15 protein-coding genes are annotated in these 22,410 nt (G+C 45.1%); 7 read left to right on the forward strand and 8 right to left on the reverse strand.

Annotated features, from left to right (window positions below):
• The first annotated feature begins 45 nt into the window (after window positions 1–45).
• The 4 genes from ACZM60_RS05765 to ACZM60_RS05780 all read left to right on the forward strand — a co-directional run bounded on the left by ACZM60_RS05765 (window position 46) and on the right by ACZM60_RS05780 (window position 4,568).
• Window positions 46–708 carry a DUF5131 family protein gene (locus tag ACZM60_RS05765; RefSeq protein WP_489521036.1) on the forward strand — a complete coding sequence of 221 codons (663 nt, stop codon included), beginning with the start codon at window positions 46–48 and terminating at the stop codon, window positions 706–708.
• Window positions 693–1,568 carry a radical SAM mobile pair protein B gene (locus ACZM60_RS05770; RefSeq protein WP_021970617.1) on the forward strand — a complete coding sequence of 292 codons (876 nt, stop codon included), beginning with the start codon at window positions 693–695 and terminating at the stop codon, window positions 1,566–1,568. Before ACZM60_RS05765 ends, ACZM60_RS05770 begins: the two co-directional genes overlap by 16 nt.
• A 381-nt stretch (window positions 1,569–1,949) precedes the next feature.
• The gene (gene coaW, locus ACZM60_RS05775) at window positions 1,950–2,789 is read left to right on the forward strand and encodes a type II pantothenate kinase (RefSeq protein ID WP_021970616.1); all 840 of its coding nucleotides are present in this window, start codon (window positions 1,950–1,952) and stop codon (window positions 2,787–2,789) included.
• 222 nt (window positions 2,790–3,011) lie between these two features.
• The gene (locus tag ACZM60_RS05780) at window positions 3,012–4,568 is read left to right on the forward strand and encodes a sulfatase (RefSeq protein WP_489521018.1); all 1,557 of its coding nucleotides are present in this window, start codon (window positions 3,012–3,014) and stop codon (window positions 4,566–4,568) included.
• 343 nt (window positions 4,569–4,911) lie between these two features.
• Here the strand turns inward: ACZM60_RS05780 and ACZM60_RS05785 are convergent, their stop codons facing one another.
• From ACZM60_RS05785 to gltB, 8 genes are all read right to left on the reverse strand, one after another.
• Entirely contained in the window at window positions 4,912–7,101 is a 2,190-nt protein-coding gene (locus ACZM60_RS05785) for a glutamine synthetase III family protein (protein ID WP_021970614.1), read from the reverse strand.
• A 49-nt stretch (window positions 7,102–7,150) separates the two neighbouring features.
• A complete protein-coding gene (locus ACZM60_RS05790; RefSeq protein WP_340319265.1) occupies window positions 7,151–8,413 on the reverse strand; it encodes an ammonium transporter in 1,263 nt (420 codons plus the stop codon).
• A gap of 31 nt (window positions 8,414–8,444) precedes the next feature.
• Entirely contained in the window at window positions 8,445–8,801 is a 357-nt protein-coding gene (locus tag ACZM60_RS05795) for a P-II family nitrogen regulator (protein ID WP_021970612.1), read from the reverse strand.
• Between the two features lie 779 nt (window positions 8,802–9,580).
• Window positions 9,581–10,810 (reverse strand): LL-diaminopimelate aminotransferase, encoded by a 1,230-nt coding sequence (locus ACZM60_RS05800; RefSeq protein ID WP_021970611.1) that lies wholly within the window; start codon window positions 10,808–10,810, stop codon window positions 9,581–9,583.
• 16 nt (window positions 10,811–10,826) lie between these two features.
• Complete coding sequence (gene dapF, locus ACZM60_RS05805) at window positions 10,827–11,627, reverse strand: diaminopimelate epimerase (protein WP_021970610.1); 801 nt, start codon at window positions 11,625–11,627, stop codon at window positions 10,827–10,829.
• Between the two features lie 20 nt (window positions 11,628–11,647).
• Window positions 11,648–13,342 carry an asparagine synthase B gene (gene asnB, locus ACZM60_RS05810; protein ID WP_489521019.1) on the reverse strand — a complete coding sequence of 565 codons (1,695 nt, stop codon included), beginning with the start codon at window positions 13,340–13,342 and terminating at the stop codon, window positions 11,648–11,650.
• 23 nt (window positions 13,343–13,365) lie between these two features.
• A complete protein-coding gene (locus ACZM60_RS05815; protein WP_489521020.1) occupies window positions 13,366–14,718 on the reverse strand; it encodes a glutamate synthase subunit beta in 1,353 nt (450 codons plus the stop codon).
• A gap of 29 nt (window positions 14,719–14,747) precedes the next feature.
• Complete coding sequence (gene gltB / locus ACZM60_RS05820) at window positions 14,748–19,289, reverse strand: glutamate synthase large subunit (RefSeq protein ID WP_489521021.1); 4,542 nt, start codon at window positions 19,287–19,289, stop codon at window positions 14,748–14,750.
• Window positions 19,290–19,710: 421 nt separating this feature from the next.
• Here gltB and tilS point away from each other — a divergent pair, with 421 nt between their 5' ends.
• From tilS to ACZM60_RS05835, 3 genes are all read left to right on the forward strand, one after another.
• Window positions 19,711–20,991, forward strand: a complete 1,281-nt coding sequence (gene tilS / locus ACZM60_RS05825; RefSeq protein WP_489521022.1) for a tRNA lysidine(34) synthetase TilS — start codon at window positions 19,711–19,713, stop codon at window positions 20,989–20,991.
• Window positions 20,992–21,095: 104 nt separating this feature from the next.
• The gene (locus ACZM60_RS05830; protein WP_489521037.1) at window positions 21,096–21,791 is read left to right on the forward strand and encodes a hemerythrin domain-containing protein; all 696 of its coding nucleotides are present in this window, start codon (window positions 21,096–21,098) and stop codon (window positions 21,789–21,791) included.
• On the forward strand, window positions 21,788–22,396 hold the full coding sequence (locus ACZM60_RS05835; RefSeq protein WP_021970604.1) for a response regulator transcription factor: 609 nt from the start codon (window positions 21,788–21,790) through the stop codon (window positions 22,394–22,396). The genes ACZM60_RS05830 and ACZM60_RS05835 overlap by 4 nt, the downstream gene beginning before the upstream one ends.
• The last annotated feature ends 14 nt before the right edge of the window (window positions 22,397–22,410 follow it).

The following is a 22,410-nucleotide window of genomic DNA, read 5'->3' on the forward strand; positions in this document are numbered from 1 at the left end:
ATTGTTTCTTTGAAAACAAACCGGATGCATTGCAAGGATACTATATTGAGGACTCAAAACAACTGGCCTTATTCTAAACTTATCCCGAACTCAGGTAACTATTGTTATGCAAGAAATAACTGCAAGCGGTTTCACATGACTGACGACTTCTCTGTTCCTCAATATATGAGCCGAAAATTGCATTTGATGGACAATCCTGAATCACACGTTTGGCTACTTACCGGTATGAGTGATTTCTCCGATTGGGAAACAGCTTGGAGAGAAGAAATATTCAAACGTATAGCCATGAATCCACAGCATGCATATATCTTTCTGACGAAGCGTCCTGAACGAATTAACTTTCAAACAGGCGATGAAAACGTATGGATGGGAGTTACTGTGACCAGAGCTTCCGAGGAGAAACGGTTGAAGGCATTAAAAGACCACGTTCGCTCCAAACATTATCATGCCACTTTTGAACCTCTCTTCGAGGATGTGGGTGAAATAGATCTGGAAGGTTACGAATGGATTGTTATTGGAACAGAAACTGGTAAAAGAAAAGGGAAAGTGGATGCCAAACCTGAATGGGTACTTCATATTGTGGAACAGGCGAAAAGAAATCACATTCCGGTTTTTATGAAAGAAGATCTTCTGCCTATCATGGGAGAAGAACGAATGATTCAGGAACTACCAGAACAATTTATAGAAAAAATATGGAAAAGGAAATAATCAGAGAAATAGATGTGCAGAATGTCATGACCAAGTCATCATTACCCGTAGGTGGTTTTTCGGTCAATCCTTACGTGGGTTGCCCGCATGCCTGCAAGTACTGTTATGCTTCATTCATGAAACGCTTTACGGGACATACAGAGCCTTGGGGTACATTTCTTGATGTTAAACATTGGAAACCGATTGACAATCCGCACAAGTTCGACGGGCAACGAATTGTTATAGGTTCTGTAACAGACGGATACAATCCGTATGAAGAAGAGTTTTGCAGAACCCGTAAACTGCTGGAAGAATTAAGAGGCACTAATGCTGAAATCATGATCTGTACCAAGTCAGATTTGGTTTTGCGTGATCTTGATTTACTGAAAGATTTCCCGAAAGTGACGGTATCTTGGTCGGTCAACACACTTGATGAACAGTTTAGATGTGATATGGATCGTGCCGTAAGCATTGAGCGCAGGCTTGAAGCCATGAAGCAGTTCTATAATGCTGGTATACGTACCGTATGTTTTATTTCACCGATTTTTCCGGAAATTACGGATGTGAAAGCTATCATTAACCGGGTAAAAGATTTCGCAGATTTGATATGGCTGGAAAATCTGAATCTTCGTGGACAATTTAAGAGAGAGATCATGGATTATATACGGGAAAAACATCCGGAACTTGAAACCTTGTACGATGAAATATATAACAAGAAAAGGCAAGATTACTGGCAGGCTTTAGAGCAGGAAATCTCTTCATTTGCTCAAGCGGGGAGTTATCCTTATCGCATAAATGATTTGCCATACGGACGTTCTTTAAAGGGGAAACCTGTTATAGTTAACTATTTCTATCATGAAAAAATCAGGCTGAAAAAATAAATTCATCTGATTTGGCTGGAGAAAAATTACGGTAATGCTAAGTTGTACAGCTACGGGATCTGGTCGTAGCCGTACGGCCCTTTATCAGGGTATGGGGGACATTTAGTTTGAGATAGCCATCACTTTTTTAGATGATATATCAGTCTGCATACATTGTTTCGGAATGTTTTAGATTCTTGTGGTGTTCATTGTTTCAAATAATGTCTTTAACGATTCTGTAGTGCCAGCATAAGGAGGAATAATGAAAAAGTCATGTAAATAGAAGGCTTATTCTGTATAAATTCAATTGAATCTTTAGTAAAAATAAGTCTGGGATATTTTCTTTCACGAAAAAAAGTTTGTAGACTTGCACCCATATTTAGATAACATGAATTTGATGGTATGATTATAGGAATTGATGTAGGTGGAAGTACCACTAAAATTGTAGGAATGGAGAAAGGATGTATTTGTCATCCGATGTTTGTAACCGCAGCAGATCCTGTTACTTCGCTGTTTGGCGCTTTTGGAAAATATATATACGATCATTCTATTCAACTTTCGGATGTGGAGCAGGTCATGTTAACGGGAGTTGGCAGCTCATATATACAACAACCTTTGTATGGTTTGCCTACAGCCCGCACAGATGAATTTATTGCGAATGGACTCAGTGCACAATATGCTACCGGATTGGATAAGTTGATGGTTGTAAGTATGGGAACCGGAACTTCGTTTGTCCGGGTTGAGAATGAGACAATCCGCCACGTGGGGGGAATTGGCATCGGAGGAGGAACGCTGATAGGCTTGTCCCGTCTGCTGCTCCATACACAAGATATATTATGGGTATCAGAGCTGGCAGGAAGAGGTGAACTGAAAAATGTGGATTTGCAGATACAGGATATTTGTCGCACGTCACTGCCCGGACTTCCGTTGGATGCAACAGCATCCTTGTTAGGGAAGCTGGATAACAATGCCTCACCCGAAGATTTGGCATTAGGCTTAATTCACATGGTATTGCAATCTATTGGTCAGGCGGCCGTTTTGTCTGCTCTGGAAACAGAAATTCGTAATTTTGTTCTGATTGGAAATCTGACTCAATTGCCTCAGTGCCGTCCGGTTTTCGATACGATTGGACAAATGTACGATGTCCGTTTTATCATTCCTGATAATGCAGAATATCAGACTGCTATAGGAGCAGCTCTGGCTTATATTAAAAAGATAGAAACAAATCCGGTAAGGGGATAAACCTTATCGGATTATTTTATGTCCGTTTGCTTCCGAACCTGATTTTGTATCAGCAATATCTTTGCGGATGCAGCTGCAATCCGATGGTGGTGGTAAAGAGTTTATATTGATAAGTGAAGATTAAGTTTATAAGAATATTTAAAAAACGGATGGTCTGTATGCTTTTTATTTTATAATACTTACTTTTGTCTTTAAAAGAATTAATTATAAAATGTTATCCTTATGCAAAAACACATTGCCTCATTAGTCGCATGCAGTGCTATAGCTTCTGTATCTGCGTGGTCACAAACGACAGCTCATCCTAATATTATTATGTTTCTGGTCGATGATATGGGCTGGCAAGATACGTCTGTTCCTTTTTATAATGATGAACTGACACCGCTTAACAAACGATTTGTTACGCCTAACATGGAGCGGATGGCGCAGATGGGAGTTCGCTTTACCGAAGCATATGCTTGTGCTGTTTCTTCTCCTACGCGGTGCAGTCTGATGTCTGGAATGAATGCTTCAAGGCACAGAGTGACGAACTGGACACTGGAATTAAATGAAAAGACCGACGAACCCAGTGACATGATAACTCTTCCTGAATGGAATTATAATGGCATTCAGCCCGATTCTACAGAAGGCAAGATAAACAATTCTACAGCTATCACGTCACTTCCTCAAATTCTTAGGGAAAATGGTTATTGGACCATTCATTGTGGAAAGGCTCATTTTGGTGCAAGAACTACGCCGGGAGCAAATCCGATAAACATGGGATTCGATGTAAATATAGCAGGCGGGGCAAACGGTGCTCCGGGAAGTTATCTGGGAACAAAGAACTTTGGCGAAGGTTCCCGCTTTGCCGTACAGGGACTGGAAAAGTATTACGGACAGGACATCTTTATAACAGAAGCGTTGACGCGGGAGGCATTGACAGAAATGGAAAAGGCTGTAAAGATGAACAAGCCTTTTTATTTGTATATGTCGCACTATGCCGTTCATACACCTTACGATGATGACAAACGTTTCAGCGACAAGTATTGGGGAAAATATGATGAGCAGTTGAAGACCGAATTGAATGAGAATGAAGCCAAGTATGCCGCTTTGGTAGAAGGAATGGATAAAAGTTTGGGAGATATTCTCGATTATCTGCAGAGAAATCCGGAGGTTGCCAAAAATACGATTCTGCTTTTCATGTCGGATAATGGAGGACAAGGTTTAAGTAACGTGCGTCAGGGAGTTGCCAATCGCGACCAGAACTATCCGGCCCGTGGAGGAAAAGGTTCTGCATTTATGGGGGGAGTTCGTGAACCGATGATGGTTTACTGGCCGGGAGTGACTAAGCCCGATACGGAATGTGATCAGCGGGTTATTATTGAAGACTTTTATCCTACGATACTCGAGATGGCAGGAGTGAAGAAATATAAAACTCATCAGGTGGTAGACGGAGTCAGTTTTGCCGACGTTTTGAAGCATCCAGAAACGAGAAAAGACCGTGTACTGGTATGGCATTTCCCGAATCTTTGGGGAGAGTCGCAGAATTTGGAAGAAGGATATGGTGCCTATTCGGCTATAATGAAAGGAGATTATCATCTTATTTATACATGGGAAACACGTCAGCTCCGGCTTTATAATGTAAAGGAGGATATAGGCGAACAGCATGACCTGGCACAGGCTATGCCGGACAAGGTGAAAGAGCTGGCTGCCGAACTGTCTGATTATTTAAGAGAAAGGGATGCACAAAGACCGTCGTTGAAAGCTACCGGCGAAGTTATTCCATTCCCTGACGGAAAATAATGGCAGAAATTGCTAAAGTTTGTTGAAACAGGAAGAGGGTTATTGATTCGACTGCTCTCAGAGTTCTTGCACTGTGGAAAATGTAACTTTATTATTTGTAATAAGTTCTCATCAGAAATTCCTCTATTTTTGCTTTCTTCATCGGGGAGAAGGTAAGGATAGAGGAATAAAACTTGTAGTTCCCAAAGCTGATTTGCTTCAGTTTTATGGAGATAACCATGATCAGTCGCAGATGTCTTTTTGTGACGCTTAAAAAAAATGATAAAGCCGAGCTGTTTTCCCAACAGCCCGACTCCCATCAAACATCCAATAAAAAAAATTAGAGTTTGTCTTTTGGTTATTTTTATCTTATGAATAACAGCTCTCTATATTTAGGAAGTGTCCACATCTGGTCGTCAACAATCAACTCCAGCTTGTCGATGTGGTAACGAATCTGTTCCAGCATCGGAGAAATATTGTCGTGATAAGCAATTGCTTTTTCACGTTCGTCCGTAATCTTGTTGGCAACCTTGCGGGCTTCGACCATTGCATCTACATGTTCTTTGATGTAGATAGTATGTTCTGAAATCTTCCGGATGATAGCCAGATTTTCTGATGACAGGTGATCGGCTTCTTCGGCAGGGAAAAGTCCTTTCATCTTATATACATTATCCAGCAGTTTTGTCTGATAGTCGGTAGCGATAGGTACAATATGGTTCATGACCAAATCTCCCAAGACACGTGCCTCTATCTGAATCTTTTTGGTGTAAGTTTCCCATTTTACCTCGTTACGCGCTTCCAGTTCTTTCTGGGTCATGACTCCGGTCGATTCAAACATCTTGATGCTTTCCGGAGTAAGATAACGGTCGAAGATAAGCGGGCAACTGGTTTCGCAATCCAGTCCGCGGCGGGCAGCTTCTTCCTTCCATTCATCGCTATAACCGTTCCCGTCGAAGCGGATAGGTTTAGACAACTTGATGTATTTGCGGATTACCTGAATAATAGCAGATACTTTCGGCTCGCCTTTCTCCATCAGTTCGTCTACGTCTTTCTTGAATTCGACAAGCTGTTCGGCAACTGCGGTATTCAGTGCGATCATGGCGCTGGCACAGTTGGCTTCCGAACCAACGGCACGGAACTCAAATCTGTTTCCGGTGAAGGCGAAAGGAGAGGTACGGTTACGGTCTGTATTATCGATCAGCAGTTCCGGAATCTGCGGAATGTCGAGTTTCATACCATGTTTGCCGCCCAATGAAATCAGTTCGTCTGTAGAACTGTCTTCCATGTGGTCGAGTACCTTGCTCAACTGTCTTCCCAGGAAAGAAGAGATAATTGCGGGAGGTGCTTCGTTGGCACCCAGACGGTGTGCATTGGTTGCGCTCATGATAGACGCTTTAAGCAGTCCGTTATGACGATATACTGCCATCAAGGTATTTACCACGAAGGTAATGAAGCGCAGGTTTTCTTCTGCTGTTTTTCCCGGAGCCATCAGCAAGATGCCGGTATCTGTACCCAGTGACCAGTTGTTGTGCTTGCCCGAGCCGTTGACTCCCTTGAAAGGTTTTTCATGAAGCAGGACACGGAAACCATGAGTACGTGCAACTTTTCTCATCAGCGACATGATGAGCATATTGTGGTCTACTGCCAGATTACATTCTTCGAAGATAGGAGCAAGCTCAAACTGGTTAGGAGCTACTTCATTATGTCTTGTCTTTACCGGAATGCCAAGCTCCAGAGCCTGAATTTCCAAATCTTTCATGAAGGCTGCTACACGAGTAGGAATGGCACCAAAGTAATGATCTTCCAACTGCTGGTTCTTCGATGCTTCGTGTCCCATCAGGGTACGTCCGGTAAGAAGCAGGTCGGGGCGTGCTGCATAAAGGCCTTCGTCTACCAGAAAATATTCCTGTTCCCATCCCAGATAAGCAACAACTTTCTTGACATCCGGATTAAAGTAATGACAAACGTCGACGGCTGCTTTGTTGACGGCACGCAAAGCCTTCAGTAATGGAGTCTTGTAGTCGAGCGATTCTCCGGTGTAAGCGATGAATATGGTCGGGATGCACAATGTGTCGTCTACAACAAATACTGGAGAAGACGGGTCCCATGCACTGTAACCGCGGGCTTCGAAAGTATTTCGGATACCTCCGTTAGGGAATGAAGATGCATCCGGTTCCTGCTGTACGAGCAGTTTTCCTGAAAACTCTTCCATCATACCGCCCTTGCCATCGTGCTCAACAAAAGCATCGTGCTTTTCGGCTGTTCCTTCTGTCAGCGGCTGGAACCAGTGAGTATAATGTGTTGCTCCTAATTCCATAGCCCATCGTTTCATGCCTTCTGCTACTTTATCGGCTATTTCACGGTCGAGTGCAACTCCATTGTCCATAGCATCTACCAGTTTGCTGTACACTGGTGTAGGAAGATACTTGAACATTTTTTCACGGTTGAATACGTACTTGGCGAAATATTCGCTCGGGCGCTCTGCCGGAACAGGCACTTCTAAGGGTTTTGTCTGAAAAGCTTTTTCTACCACTCTAAATCTTAACTTTGACATAATACCTTGATTTTGATTGATTATTTAATAAGATGTTTGATATGTTTTTTTAATGATTGTATGCTGATTCTCCATGTTCGTAAATATCCAGACCTTCTTCTTCTACTCGCTTGTCAACACGGATGCCGACCAGCCTGTCTGTTATCTTGAATAGGATGTAAGTCATCACGGCACTGAATACGATGGATATGACGGTTGCCAGAATCTGTACACCCAACTGATGCCAGTCGCCATATAAAGCTCCCTTTACACCACCTTCGCCGGAGATGAACTGTGTAGCGAATACACCTGTCAGGATAGAACCTACGATGCCGCCTATGCCATGAACTCCGAATGCATCCAGCGTATCGTCGTATTTGAATTTCGGCTTGATGACAGCTACCATGTAGAAGCAGATAATCGGAGTAATCAGTCCGATGCAGAAGGCTCCGAAAATATCTACCGTTCCTGCAGCCGGAGTTATGGCTACCAGACCTGAAACAGCGCCTGTACATGCACCTACAGTCGTAGGTTTCTTGTTATGAATCCAGTCGATTGCCATCCATGTCAGTGCTGCTACGCAGGTAGCCAGATGAGTCACCAGAAAAGCATTGGCTGCTATTCCGTCGGCCTGCAAGCCGCTTCCGGCATTGAATCCGAACCATCCCAGCCACAAGAAAGCTGTACCCAGAAATACAAATGTGATGTTGTGTGGAGTGATAGGATGACCGATTTTATAATCACTTCTCTTTCCTGCCATAATAGCCATTACGAGAGCCGAAATACCTGCATTGATGTGTACTACGGTTCCTCCTGCAAAGTCTATCGCACCCATCTGCTGGAGGAATCCTCCTCCCCATACCCAGTGTGCCATAGGAATATAAACCAATATGCTCCACAATACGGTAAATATCAGGAAGCCGGAGAATTTCAGTCGTTCGGCAAACGCTCCCAGAATCAAAGCTGGAGTAATGATGGCAAACATACACTGGAATAAGACGAAGATCAGTTCCGGAATGTTGCCGGCAGAAAGGCTGGAAGTTGTAATTCCCCTCAGCAGGACTTTGTCGAATCCGCCTATCAGGAACGACCACGTGCTGCCGCTGTCCATCAGGCTGGTTCCGAAAACGAAACTGTAGCCGAAAGCAATCCAGATAACGGTCACCGCACAAACAATAAGCATACACTGCATGATGATGCTCAGTACGTTTTTCTGCCGTACCAGTCCTCCGTAAAACAGGGCGATACCTGGAATTGTCATTAGCAGTACAAGTAGCGTGGCTACAATCATCCACGCTGTGTTTCCTGTGTCGAGTATCATGTTTGTATCCATAGTTCTTCTTGTTTAGTTGTATATTGTATTGTTATTTTTCCTGTTCTGCGTTGTAAAGTGAGATGTCGCCTCTTTCTCCTGTACGGATACGGATGGAATCTTCCACCGGAATGACGAAAATGCGGCCATCTCCAATCTCACCTGTCCGGGCTGCTTTCATGACAGCCTGAATTGTTTTCTCCACATTCTTGTCGCGTACAACGATTGATATAAGTATTCTTTCTATCGAACTGGTATCGTATACGATTCCTCGATAGATACGGCCTTCACGAGTTTTTCCTACTCCTCTTACGTCGTAGTAAGAAAACCACTCGATGTCGGCTGCCAGCAGGGCTTCTTTGACATCTTCGAACCGTGTTCTGCGGATAATGGCTTCAATTTTTTTCATAATTCTTGTATTTGTATTTTGTAGTGTTATAAATGTTATCCTGTCTTTTTGTCCTTAAGAAAACTATACCCGTTGACTTTCTTTAAAACATTCCTGAAATAAGTTTGCTGTTACCATGCAGCTTTGATACAGGTCTGCGTTCTCTTTAGTTGTATTTCCCTTTTCATTGCTTTTCGTCTTAAAATAGTTTTTATATGTGCCTATATGAAAGTATTTTCTTCATATAAATACTATTGATTTATTTAAATCTCTTATTTAGTTTCTTTTTGTTTTTTCTGTATTGCAAAATTATGTCTTTTTGATTTTATAGTAAAGCCTAAGCGGTTAATTGTTTCTCACTAATTTATATTTGTTTCATATTATAAGTTTATGTGGTTAATTTCTTCTTGATTGTAATCATATTACTTTATTTGTATTTCAAATTGTTACCGCGTGCATAAATAATGAATCTTTTTGTATTGAAAAAACGCCGGAAGTCTGACCGTAATGTCGGTCAAAAATGATTTTAGGTGACTTATTGAATTGAAATTTGTATGCAGACAATATTATTTGTTGTCGTGAAGAGAAAAGAAAGGCCTGCCGAAAGTCCTTTTATTTTTTGTACAAAAACTTAGAAAATTTGTACAAAAGATTTTGAAACGTCTCGACGTTTTCCGGAAGATGCCGGCATGTCCTTGCCGAAACGTTTCCACGGATAAAAAACGAAAGCCGTTGTTACCCTGCATGCAGCAGGAAGTAACAACGGCTTCTTTCAGATATTGTATATTGCTTGTGTTCTTTTAAATCCAGTTCTGGATGCGCTGCATGGCTTCCAGACAGTCTTCGCGTTCGCCGAATGCCGTGAGTCGCAGATAGCCTTCACCGCTGGGACCGAAGCCCACTCCCGGAGTACTTACGATGTTGACTTCGTATAACAACTGGTCGAAGAACTTCCATGAGGTTGTACCTTCCGGCACTTTCAGCCAGATGTACGGAGCATTTACACCTCCATATACGCTGAGGCCGACTTTCTTCAGGCTTTCGCGCATGATGCGGGCATTTTCCATGTAATAATTGATGGTTTCTTTTATTTGTTTCTGTCCGTCGGGCGTATAGATTGCTTCCGCACCGCGCTGGGTGATATAGCTTGTTCCGTTGAATTTGGTACATTGGCGGCGGTTCCATAACGGATTCAGTGGAATACGTTGTCCGTCGAGGCTGGCTGCTGTCACTTCTTTCGGGATGACAGTGTATCCGCAACGAACGCCAGTAAATCCGGCCGTTTTCGAGAAACTGCGGATTTCGATAGCTACTTTCTTGGCGCCTCGGATCTCGTAGATAGAGTGGGGGACGTCGGGTTCTTGGATGAAAGCCTCGTATGCGGCGTCGAAGATAATCAGTGTATCATTGGCAAGCGCATAGTCTACCCACTTCTTCAGTTGGTCGTGCGTAAGGGTAGTACCTGTCGGGTTATTAGGATAACACAGATAGATCAGGTCGACTCTGTGCTTGGGTAGTTCGGGGATGAAGTTGTTTTCTTCGGTGCATGGGAAATAAGTCACGTTGCTCCATTTTCCATTCTCGTCCAGTGTACCCGAGCGTCCGCACATGATGTTGCTGTCTACATACACAGGATAAACCGGATCGGTGATTCCCATACTGTTGTCCCAGCGGAGCAGTTCGCCGATGTTTCCGGTATCACTCTTGGCTCCGTCGCTGATGAATACTTCGGAAGGGCTGAGGCTGATACCTCGTGGTGCAAAATCATGCTTGATGATTGCCTCTATCAGAAAATCGTAACCTTGTTCGGGACCGTATCCGTGGAATGTCTTGGCATCTGCCATTTCGTCTACCGCACGATGCATGGCTTCGATGCTTACGGCAGGAAGAGGGCGGGTTACATCGCCTATGCCCAGTCGGATCAGTTTCTTTCCGGGGTGTGTAATTTTAAATGCGTTTACTTTTTTTGCTATGTCCGAGAATAAGTAACTTCCCGGTAATTTGAGAAAATGTTCGTTTACTAATGCCATATATTATGTCTTATGATTATATGTTAATTTCACCGTCGAAAACCTTGGTTGCCGGACCGGTCATGTAGATATGGTTGTCGGCAGCCCATTCGATGTCGAGAGTTCCTCCGTCCATTACGATGGAGCTCTTTCTTCCGCACCGGTTGGTAAATGCCGAAGCAACAGCCGTGGCACAGGCACCCGTGCCACAAGCCATGGTAATGCCCGAACCGCGTTCCCATACTCTCATGCGGACTTTGTTATCCGACAGAATCTGGGCAAATTCCACATTCACGCGGTCGGGGAACAACGGATGACGTTCCAGTACAGGTCCCACTTCTTCGAGTTTGATTTGATTGATGTCATCGACAAAAATAACCAGATGAGGGTTGCCCATTGATACGGCAATACCCTTTTCGAATGCATAACCTTCTCCCAAGGTTACTTCATGGATGTCTGAAGGTATGCCCATGTCTACGGTGACTGTTTCTACCGTATTCTTGTCGCCGACGTGCAGATGCAAGATCTTGATGCCCGATAATGTTTCGAGCCGTATATCCGTCTTGTCGGTCATCCCTTCTTCGTATAAGTATTTTCCGATGCAACGGCTGGCATTGCCGCACATGCGTGCTTCCGAGCCGTCGGCATTGAATATGCGCATCTTAAAGTCGGCTTGAGTGGAAGGGCAGATAAGTACCAGTCCGTCGGAGCCGATACCTGTATGGGGACGGCTCCATTCGATGGACAACTTTTCCGGTTCGTCTATTGGATAACGCAGTGTATTGACGTAAATGTAGTCATTGCCTGCGCCGTGCATCTTTGTAAATTTAATTTTCATTTTGTTTTTATTTAAAAAGTCTAGTATGCAGCCTCGTGTATTCCGGCTACGGCACGGCCGCTTGGGTCGTTTAAGTTCTTGAAACTTGCATCCCATGCCAGTGCTTCTGCCGTAGAACATGCCACACTTGGTACACTTGGTACGCTACGGGCAGCCGAGTCGCTGGGGAAATGTTCTTCGAAAATGCTGCGGTAGTAATATTCTTCCTTGTTCTGGGGCGGGTTGATCGGGAATCGTTCTGCTGCGTGCTTCATTTCCTCGTCGCTGACGGCTGCGGCTGTAATTTCCTTCAGGGTGTCTATCCATGAGTAGCCTACTCCGTCGGAGAACTGTTCTTTCTGGCGCCATGCTATGCTTTCCGGCAGGAGAGATGCAAAGGCGTCGCGTACGACACGTTTTTCGATGGTGTGCCCCGGGCACATCTTTACTGCCGGGTTCAGGCGCATGGCTACATCCAGAAACTCTTTGTCGAGGAACGGAACACGTCCTTCTACGCCCCATGCGGCAAGCGACTTGTTGGCGCGCAGGCAGTCGTACAAATAGAGTTTGGAAAGCTTGCGGACAGTTTCTTCGTGGAAAGCCTCCGGTGTAGGAGCTTTGTGGAAGTAAAGATAACCTCCGAATACTTCGTCGGCACCTTCTCCGCTGAGCACCATCTTGATACCCATCGACTTGATGACGCGTGCCAGCAGGTACATCGGGGTAGAGGCACGGACTGTTGTTACGTCGTAGGTCTCGATGTAATAGATTATGTCGCGTATGGCATCCAGACCTTCCTGGATGGTATAGTTGATTTCGTGATGCACGGTTCCGATATGTTCGGCAACGATACGGGCCTTTTCCAGATCGGGCGCTCCCTTCAGTCCTACAGCGAACGAGTGCAACTGAGGCCACCATGCAGGTGCTTTTCCGTCGGCTTCGATACGCTTGTCGGCATAAATCTTTGCAATGGCAGAGATAACCGAAGAGTCCAGACCTCCGGACAACAGGACACCGTAAGGCACATCACTCATCAACTGGCGGCGTACGGCAGCTTCGAGGGCTGTACGTACGTCGTTTACCTGAGCGGTATATGCCTCGGCTTCGGGCAATGACGTGTAACGGTCTTTAACGGCATCGTATTCCATCCAGTCGCGTTTGTACCAGCGTTTCATTTTTCCTTCACGGCTCCAGTAGTAGTGTCCGGGCAGGAAAGGTTCGTATTCCTCACAGAATCCTTCCAGGGCCTTCAGTTCACTGGCGCAATATACAGTTCCGTCTGCATCACGACCTATATATAAAGGTATAACGCCTATCGGGTCGCGGGCTATCAGGAACTCGTCGCGTTCTTCGTCGTAAAGAGCGAAAGCGAAAATACCGCTCAGGTCTTCCAGAAAGTGAATGCCTTTCTCCTGATAAAGTGCCAGAATTACTTCGCAGTCGCTGCCTGTCTTGAAGTCGTACCGGCCGGCATACTGTGCACGGATGTCACGATGATTGTAAATTTCACCATTTACGGCAAGCACTTTTTTCCCGTCGCTGGAGTAAAGAGGCTGGCCTCCCGACTGAGGATCTACAATGGAAAGACGTTCGTGTGCCAGTATGGCACTTCCACCGCAGTAAATGCCACTCCAGTCCGGGCCGCGATGACGTATCTTTTTTGCCATTGCCAAGGCTTTCTGCCTTAGCTCCGGCGTTTGTTTTTTGATATTGAAAATGCAGGCTATTCCACACATAGTATTTCTGTTTTTTTATAAATTCAACGATGACTCTTCTGCAGCATGGCATCAATGTCGGCTGCCGCCCGGCGTCCTGCCGCAATACATTTTACTACAAGACTTGGTCCGGTAGCAGCGTCGCCTGCAACGACGGCGTTTTCCGGAAGCTCTGGCAGTTGGGGTTTCAAGAATCCCATGGCAAGCAAGACGAGGTCGGCTTCAATGATTTCCTTCTTTCCGGTAGGACGCATTTGAGGGCGTCCGCCGTCGGCTGCCGGAATCCATTCTACTTCCTCTACTTCCACACCGCATACACGTCCGTCTTCGGTTCCTAAGAAGCGGTTCGAAGTCAGACTCCATCGGCGTGTACATCCTTCTTCGTGGCTCGAGCTGGTCTTCAGGACGATAGGCCACTGCGGCCACGGTGTTGCCGGATTATGACCAACAGGCGGCTTGGGCATGATTTCTATCTGGCATACGCTGACAGCTCCCTGGCGGTTGGCTGTTCCGATACAGTCGCTTCCCGTATCTCCTCCGCCGATGACAAGTACTTTCTTGCCTTTTGCAGTGATGTGTTCTTCGTCGCTGAATGTCTGTCCGGCCAGTACTCGGTTCTGCTGTGCCAGCATTTCCATAGCGAAATGTATGCCTTTCAGTTCGCGTCCCGGTATGTTCAGGTTGCGGGCTTCCGGTGTTCCGGTACAGATGGCGTAGGCATCGAATCCTTCGGGCAAGTGCGCCAGATCGATTTCTGCATTAGTCTTAAAACAGATGCCTTCGTCTTCCATGATTTTCAAGCGGCGGTCGATAATCGGCTTGTGTAGTTTGAAGTTAGGAATACCGAAGCGTAACAGTCCTCCTATGTATTCGGATTTCTCGAAAACCGTAACTTCGTATCCTCTCCGGTTTAGCTGATTGGCAGCAGCCAGCCCGGCAGGTCCTGAACCGATGACGGCAACTTTATGTCCATTTCTCGCGTAATGTTTGGTCGTGACATAACCTTCGCGGAAGGCTGTCTCGATGATGGCAGCTTCATCCTCTCGGATTGTGACCGGAGAGTCGATGCTTAGTTTCAGTACACACGACTTCTCGCAGAGTGCCGGACATACTCTTCCAGTAAATTCGGGGAAGTCATTTGTCCGTGTTAATATCTCGTAGGCTTCCTGCCATTTACCTTTACTTAGTGCATCCTGAAATTCAGGAGGACGGTTGCCTAGCGGGCATGCCCAGTGACAGAAGGGCACGCCGCAATCCATACATCGGGATGCTTGCAGTTTACGTTCGCTGGTATTCAGCGTTTGTTCCACTTCTCCAAAATCGGCTATGCGTTCGTGGATAGGACGATAGCCAGCCTCTTGCCGGGGTATATTTAGAAATGCTTTAGGATCTCCCATAACAATAATTTTATTAGTTGTTCGATGTTTTAGTAATCTCTCTGCACTTCAGCTATTTTCTGCTGGAGTTTCTTCATCTGTTCTTCTGCCAGTACACGTTTATATTCGATTGGAGTAACTTGAATGAACTCGTCTACGTGTTGCTGCCAGTTGTCGAGCAGCGTACGTGCCAGCTTTGAACCGGTATATTTCCAGTGCCGTTCTATCAGTTCACGCAGTTCTTTGCGTGCGGCAGAGTCTTCCAGCAGACTAAGTTCTACCATTTCCATGTTACAGAAATAATCGAATGTACGTTCACGATCCCATACGTAAGCGATACCGCCGCTCATTCCGGCAGCAAAGTTACGTCCGGTATGTCCTAAAACAACAACTCGTCCTCCTGTCATGTATTCGCAACAATGGTCGCCTACACCTTCTACTACAGCGATTGCTCCCGAATTTCTTACGGCAAAACGTTCACCCACACATCCGTTGATGTAGACTTCACCGCTGGTTGCACCATACATCAGTGTGTTTCCGGCGATTGTATTCTTGGAAGCATCGAAGCAGGAATCCATCGGGGGGAGAACAGCTATTCGTCCGCCGCTCAGTCCTTTTGCGACATAATCGTTTGCTTCGCCCTCCAGACGGAAGCTGATTCCCGGAGTAAGGAAGGCACCGAAGCTCTGACCTGCCGAGCCTTTGAACTTGACGCTGATAGTTCCGTCGGGTAATCCTTCGTGTCCGTATCGGGTTGCCACTTCTCCCGCAAGCATAGCTCCTACAGAACGGTCTGTGTTCGAGATGGTATATTCCAGTTCCACCGGGCGCTTGTTGTCCAACGCTTCATGTGCTGCAGCGATGATTGATTTATCCTTTACTTCCGAAAGGTCGAGCGGACGATTCATTGTGTAGTGGATGTCTGCTCCATTGTCTACCTGATGTAGTATACGGCTGAAGTCCAATCCACCTATTTTTCCTGTATTATCATGTGGAGCTATCTCAATAAGGTCGGTTCTGCCGATAATGTCTTGCAGGCGGGTGAATCCCATGGCAGCCAGATATTCTCGTACTTCCTGAGCCAGGAATTCAAAGTAATTGATCAGGTATTTGTAATGTCCGCGGAAATGTTCGCGCAATCTTTCATCTTGTGTAGCAACACCTACCGGACATAAGTTGGTATGGCATTTACGCATCATTACACATCCTAAAACAATCAGTGCGGCTGTTCCGAAAGCATATTCATCTGCTCCCAGCAATGCCATGCTGATGATGTCACGACCTGTCTTCAACTGACCGTCTGTTTGCAGGCGAACCTGTCCGCGCAGTCCGTTGAGTACCAGTGTCTGTTGGGTTTCGCTCAAGCCGATTTCAGGCGGAATACCTGCGTATCTCATCGAAGATGCCGGTGATGCTCCGGTTCCTCCTTCGGCTCCTGATATTACAATCAGATCGGCCTTGGCTTTTGCTACGCCGGCAGCGATTGTTCCTACACCGCTTTCTGCTACCAGCTTTACGCTGATGGCTGCTCGCGGATTGACATTCTTCAGGTCGAAGATAAGCTGAGCCAAGTCTTCGATACTGTAGATATCGTGATGAGGTGGAGGAGAAATCAGCGAAATGCCTGGAATAGAGTGGCGGGTACGTGCGATGACTTCGTCTACCTTAAAGCCCGGCAACTGACCACCTTCACCCGGTTTTGCTCCTTGTGCCACTTTAATCTGTATTTCTTCAGCATTGACCAGGTACTCGGTTGTTACGCCGAAACGTCCCGAAGCAATCTGTTTGGTCTTACTGCAAAGGCTGATATCTTCGTTGTCGCTGTCGGAATGATAAACAGCTTTGAATCGTTCACTGTCTTCACCTCCTTCACCCGTGTTGCTGCGTGCACCGAGTTTGTTCATGGCAAGTGCCATGGCTTCGTGAGCTTCTTTGCTGATGGCGCCGAATGACATGGCACCGGTTACAAAGTGCTTGACGATGCTTTCCACAGGTTCTACGGTGTTGATGTCTACGGGATTATTGCGGAAGCGGAAAAAGTCGCGCAAGAACATGGGTGATGCTTTTTCGTTTGCCTTTTGTGTGAATTCCTTGAACTTCTTATAGCTTCCTGTACGTGTGGCCAGTTGCAGTAAACTGATGGTTTCCGGATTCCATGCATGCTTTTCTCCATCTTTGCGGAAGGAGAACAATCCGATATGATCGAGCATGGAAGCTGCTTCATCATCGCTGATGCAGGCTCCCGACTGATGAAATTTCAGATAGTCGTTGGCTATGTCTTTCAGTCCGGCACCGCCGATGGTAGAAATTTCGGTACCGAAATACCGTTTCATCGTTTCGGCGTTCAGTCCTACAGCTTCAAAAAGTTTGGCTCCGCGATATGAACGGATGGTACTGATACCCATTTTGCTCATTACTTTATAGAGGCCTTTGCACAGTGCTTTGATATAGTTTTTTTCGGCTGTGTTGTAGTCCAGTTGGACATCGCCTTTCTTTACCAATTCGTCTATTACGGCAAATGCCATATACGGGCAGATGGCACTGGCACCATATCCTAACAACAATGCAGCATGCATTACTTCACGTGCTTCACCGCTCTCTACTATCAATGCCGTTTGTACACGTTTTTGTACCGAAATCAGGTGATGGTGTACAGCACTTACGGCAAGCAGGGAAGGAACAGGTGCATGGGTCGCATCGATGTCACGGTCGGAAAGTACAATGTAATTAGCTCCCGCATCGACAGCTTCTTCTGCTTTCTTGCATAAGTCTTCGATGGCAGAACGCAGGCCTTCTTCACCTTCTTTGATATCGAATATCATTTTCAGTTTGACAGTACTGAATCCCTTATATCTGATATTGCACAGAATGTCGAGTTGTGTGTTGGTCAGTATAGGATGTGGCAAGCGTACCATTTTGCAATGCATAGGGTCTGGGGTCAGAATGTTTTTCCCCACAGCACCGATATATTCGGTAAGTGACATTACCAGTTCCTCACGAATCGGGTCGATGGCCGGGTTAGTAACCTGAGCAAACTGCTGTCTGAAATAGTTGAATAGCAGTTGAGGCTTTTCCGATAATACGGCAAGCGGGGTATCGTTACCCATTGAGGCAGTCGGTTCTGCTCCGGTCTTACACATCGGAGTCAGGGTCCGTTCCACATCTTCACGGGTAAATCCGAATATACGCAGGCGGCGTCCTGCATTTTTTACTGCATTTTCAACCTTACGACCACTGCGAAGTGTGTCGAGTTCAATGCGGTTGGCAGAAAGCCATTCTGTGTAGGGAAGTGCCGAAGCCAAGTTTTCCTTTACTCCGTTATCGTAATATATCTTGCCTTCCTGCGTGTCAACCAGCAAAATCTTACCGGGTTGTAATCTGCCTTTAGCTTCTATTTCATCCGGATTGAAGCTGATTGTACCAGTTTCACTTGCAACAACCATGGTACCGCTCTTTGTAACCAGCCAGCGCGCCGGGCGCAATCCGTTACGGTCGAGCATACCTCCTGCGTAACGTCCGTCGCTGAATAACAAGGCCGCCGGCCCGTCCCATGGTTCCATCAGGATAGAATGGTATTCATAGAAAGCCTTCAGTGCCGGACTGATCGGGTTCTTTTCATTGGTAGATTCAGGAACCATCATGGCCAGTGCATGCGGCAGGCTCAAGCCCGACATGACAAAAAATTCCAGGACATTGTCCATTGATGCACTATCACTCATTCCTGGTTGTATGATCGGGCGTATCTGAGAAATATCACCCAGCTCTTTTGATGACAATACGCTTTCTCTTGCCTCCATCCATGCGCGGTTACCTCGTATGGTGTTGATTTCACCATTGTGAGCCATCATTCGGAATGGCTGTGCAAGGCTCCACGTCGGGAACGTATTGGTACTGAAACGTGAGTGTACCAAAGCAAGTGCGCTGGTAAAGTAAGGTTGTGTAAGGTCGGCATAATACTCTCTCAACTGGGTAGATGTAAGCATACCTTTGTACACCATATTCCGACTTGAGAGAGAAACTATATAAAAGTCTTTATGCTCGACTCTGTTCTCTATCTTTTTCCTTATTATATATAGTTTCTTTTCGAGATTCTGTTCGTCAGCTTCAGCTGTAATAAATATCTGTTTCACATCTGGTTCTGTAGCCAGTGCGTCTTTTCCAAGCACATTCGAGTTCACAGGAACACTTCTTACATGCATTAGCGTCATGCCTTCTCGCTCTATTTCTTCTATCATAATGCTCATTATGGCATGCTGCGCTTCTTTGTCTTTGGGCATAAATACCAGTCCGGTACCATATTTCCCTTTTTCGGGAACAGGGATTCCTTGCAGAAGAATGAACTCATGGGGTATTTGTATCATAATACCTGCACCGTCGCCGGTTTTGCTGTCGGCGCCTTCTGCTCCACGGTGCTTCATGTTTTCCAGCACTCTGAGGGCGGAGTCAATTAAATCGTGTGATTTTGTGCCATGTAGGTTGACTATCATACCTACACCGCAGGCATCGTGCTCGTTATCCGGGCTGTAAAGACCATGCCGATATTGCGGTAAATCTTTGTTTTCATCTGATAAAATATAACCTTTTTCTCTCATTTGCTTTCAATTTTTATTGATATGCTTGTTTAGTTGTTTCGGTGTGATTGCAAAAATACAAATATGCTTTCGAAAATCAAAGTAAAGCGTGATGAGAGTAAACAAAAAATATGTTCTTAAACGACTTTGCTTATAATTTGTTTGATTATGAGTTTTTATTATTACGAATTGTAATCAATTTAGTTTTTATAGGTTATAATCTGTGATAATTGCGGAGAAAAAAAGAAATTGACGAAATCTCTGATCTGCCTTTTTTAGCGGGAATGTAATAAGGCTGGAGAAGAATTCTTTGGTAAAATCTCCTTTTTGGGAAGGATAAAGAAATTGGCCTTTGATAAACATTTTGATATTTTACAGATGAATTTTGTATCTTTCTAAGGATTGTCCGGCACATTTGCAGAACATTTTTTACCTTTGTGATATGTTTAGACAGAAAATTAATCAGAGTATCAGCGAGAAACGTTTGTTTGCTCCTGATGATAAGATATTGGTTGCCTTGAGTGGTGGAGCAGATTCCGTCGCTTTATTGCGTGTATTATTGCTGGAAGGGTATACATGTGTTGCAGCACATTGTAATTTTCATCTTCGGGGTGAAGAGTCGGACCGTGATGAGAATTTTGTACGGACATTATGCAGCAATCTGCATGTTCCGTTGCAGGTCGTACATTTTGATACAACCGGATATGCCTCACAGAGAGGAATATCTATAGAAATGGCAGCTCGTGAGTTGAGATATGCATGGTTTGAGCAAGTACGTACTGAGGTTGGAGCAAAGGTGATAGCAGTAGCTCATCATCGTGATGACAGTGTAGAAACATTTCTGTTGAATCTGGTCAGAGGAACGGGAATTAATGGTTTGAAGGGTATTGCCGCTATTAATGGGGTAATCGTCCGTCCGTTACTGGATGTCAGCCGTGAGGAAATACTGGAGTTCCTGAAGAATCTTCATCAGGATTACGTGACCGATAGTACGAACCTGCAAGATGAATATACGCGAAACAAGCTCCGGTTAAATGTAATTCCTATGTTGAGGGAAATCAATCCGTCAGTTTGTGAGTCGATAGCCGAGACAGCACGCCGATTATCTGATGTGGAAGCCGTATATCGTGAAGCGATGAAGGTTGCTTGTGCCCGGGTTACAGAGGAGGAGGGGCGGTTCAGTATTCCCCGGATTGTAAAGGAAGTATCTCCTCTTGCTGTACTGTTTGAGCTTTTTCACCCGTATGGATTCAATGCTGCTCAATTGAAGGATATATACAGAAGTCTGGAGGCTGAGTCAGGACGCCTTTTTTATTCTGAGAACTATGTGCTGTTGCGCGACCGTGACTGTCTGCTTTTAAAAAAACGTGAGTCGTTGCCAGATGTTTCGCATAAGATATTGCATCACGAAGTTCGTGAGATAGAAACCGGATTTAAAGTTTCCCGTGACCCGAAGATTGCCTGCCTGGATGCTGATAAATTGGTAGAACCTTTGACATTACGCCGATGGCAGTCGGGAGATAAGTTTATTCCCTTTGGCATGAACGGCTTCAAAAAAGTACGTGATTACCTGCGTGACCGTAAATTCACCTTATTCGAAAAAGACAACCAATGTGTGGTATGTTCGGGAAACGATATTGTATGGTTGGTTAATGAACGGACTGACAATCGCTTTCGGGTAACGGAAAATACACGTCGCGTAATGTTGCTTTGGGTAGAATGACAGGACGAATAACTGTTTGCCTAAATACCTAAAAATAGGGATTGTATACCCTGTATGAATTATCTTACTTTGTAAACGAAAATAATATGAATTCTATTTTTGCTATGGGTGGAACCAAAATATATAAACCGACCGATAAAATGAGTGATCTGATTTGTGAGAACTACGCTTTACTGCAGGTCTTGAGCCGTTTTGGCGTACCATTGGGCTTCGGTGACAAGTCAGTACAGGAAGTATGCAGCATGAACGGAGTCGATTGTACTACCTTCCTTGCCGTAGTGAACTTTCTTACCGAAGAGAGTAACCGCATGCAAGACCATATAACCGGGCTTTCTGTGCCGGCTTTGATGGATTATCTGCAACGTGCTCATTCCTATTTCCTGGATTTCCAGTTGCCTACTATTCGCAGGAAACTGATAAAAGCCATCGACTTTTCTTCCCATAACGAGGTATCCTTTCTGATACTTCAGTTTTTCGACGATTATGTGGGCGAGGTAAGAAAGCACATGGAGTATGAGAACGAAAAGGTTTTCACTTATGTACGTGGCTTGTTGAACAGTGAGCGCTCTACACAATATAATATAGGTGTATTTGCACGTCACCACGATCAAGTAAATGCCAAACTGACCGAATTGAAAAATATTATCATCAAGTACTATCCGGCCAATGGCGATAATCAGTTGCTGAATGCAACATTATTCGATATTTTTAGTTGTGAAGAAGATCTGGCATCGCATAACCGGGTAGAAGATTACTTGTTTGTCCCTGCCATTATGGAACTGGAAAAGGGGGAGAAATGAAATCGCAGGAATTGATTTTAGTAGCTGTGGCCGAAACTTCGGTTATTGTGCGAAGCGGGTTGGTTGCCGTTCTCAAGCGTTTGCCCGACATGAACATACAGACCATAGAGGTCACCTCGAAGGAAGGGCTTCAGCATTGCATGGAGGCACATACTCCTAATATATTGATCGTTAATCCTCAGTTTGAGGGCTGGTTCGATGTCGATGCCTTTAAGGAACATTATCAGCATCCGGAAACCAAAATCGTGTCTTTGCTTTGTACGTTTGTCGATGCCAATCAACTGAAAGGTTACGATGACAGCATAAATCTTTTCGACGATACGGAATCGCTCGGAAAGAAGATTTCCGTACTTATGAATCTTTCCGAAGAGGAAGATGCTGATCTGGATACTCTGAGCCAGCGAGAAAAAGAAATTATTGGCTGTGTAGTACGAGGCATGACCAATAAGGAGATTGCAGAAAAACTGTTTATTTCGGTACATACCGTCATTACCCACCGGCGCAACATTACCCGCAAGCTGCAGATTCATTCGGCAGCCGGACTTACCATTTATGCCATCGTAAATAAATTGGTCGAGCTGAGCGAGGTAAAAATGAAACTGTAACATGCTTCCTTATC

It is taken from the genome of Phocaeicola sp., from assembly GCF_057861905.1.

Bases quoted from the DNA above. Each gene is read 5' to 3' on its own strand.
- ACZM60_RS05780 (WP_489521018.1), top strand. From the start codon at position 3,012: ATGCAAAAACACATTGCCTCATTAGTCGCATGCAGTGCTATAGCTTCT.
- asnB (WP_489521019.1), bottom strand. From the start codon at position 13,342: ATGTGTGGAATAGCCTGCATTTTCAATATCAAAAAACAAACGCCGGAG.
- ACZM60_RS05815 (WP_489521020.1), bottom strand. From the start codon at position 14,718: ATGGGAGATCCTAAAGCATTTCTAAATATACCCCGGCAAGAGGCTGGC.
- dapF (WP_021970610.1), bottom strand. From the start codon at position 11,627: ATGAAAATTAAATTTACAAAGATGCACGGCGCAGGCAATGACTACATT.
- ACZM60_RS05835 (WP_021970604.1), top strand. From the start codon at position 21,788: ATGAAATCGCAGGAATTGATTTTAGTAGCTGTGGCCGAAACTTCGGTT.
- ACZM60_RS05800 (WP_021970611.1), bottom strand. From the start codon at position 10,810: ATGGCATTAGTAAACGAACATTTTCTCAAATTACCGGGAAGTTACTTA.
- tilS (WP_489521022.1), top strand. From the start codon at position 19,711: ATGTTTAGACAGAAAATTAATCAGAGTATCAGCGAGAAACGTTTGTTT.
- coaW (WP_021970616.1), top strand. From the start codon at position 1,950: ATGATTATAGGAATTGATGTAGGTGGAAGTACCACTAAAATTGTAGGA.
- ACZM60_RS05785 (WP_021970614.1), bottom strand. From the start codon at position 7,101: ATGTCAAAGTTAAGATTTAGAGTGGTAGAAAAAGCTTTTCAGACAAAA.
- ACZM60_RS05795 (WP_021970612.1), bottom strand. From the start codon at position 8,801: ATGAAAAAAATTGAAGCCATTATCCGCAGAACACGGTTCGAAGATGTC.
- ACZM60_RS05790 (WP_340319265.1), bottom strand. From the start codon at position 8,413: ATGGATACAAACATGATACTCGACACAGGAAACACAGCGTGGATGATT.
- ACZM60_RS05830 (WP_489521037.1), top strand. From the start codon at position 21,096: ATGGGTGGAACCAAAATATATAAACCGACCGATAAAATGAGTGATCTG.
- gltB (WP_489521021.1), bottom strand. From the start codon at position 19,289: ATGAGAGAAAAAGGTTATATTTTATCAGATGAAAACAAAGATTTACCG.
- ACZM60_RS05770 (WP_021970617.1), top strand. From the start codon at position 693: ATGGAAAAGGAAATAATCAGAGAAATAGATGTGCAGAATGTCATGACC.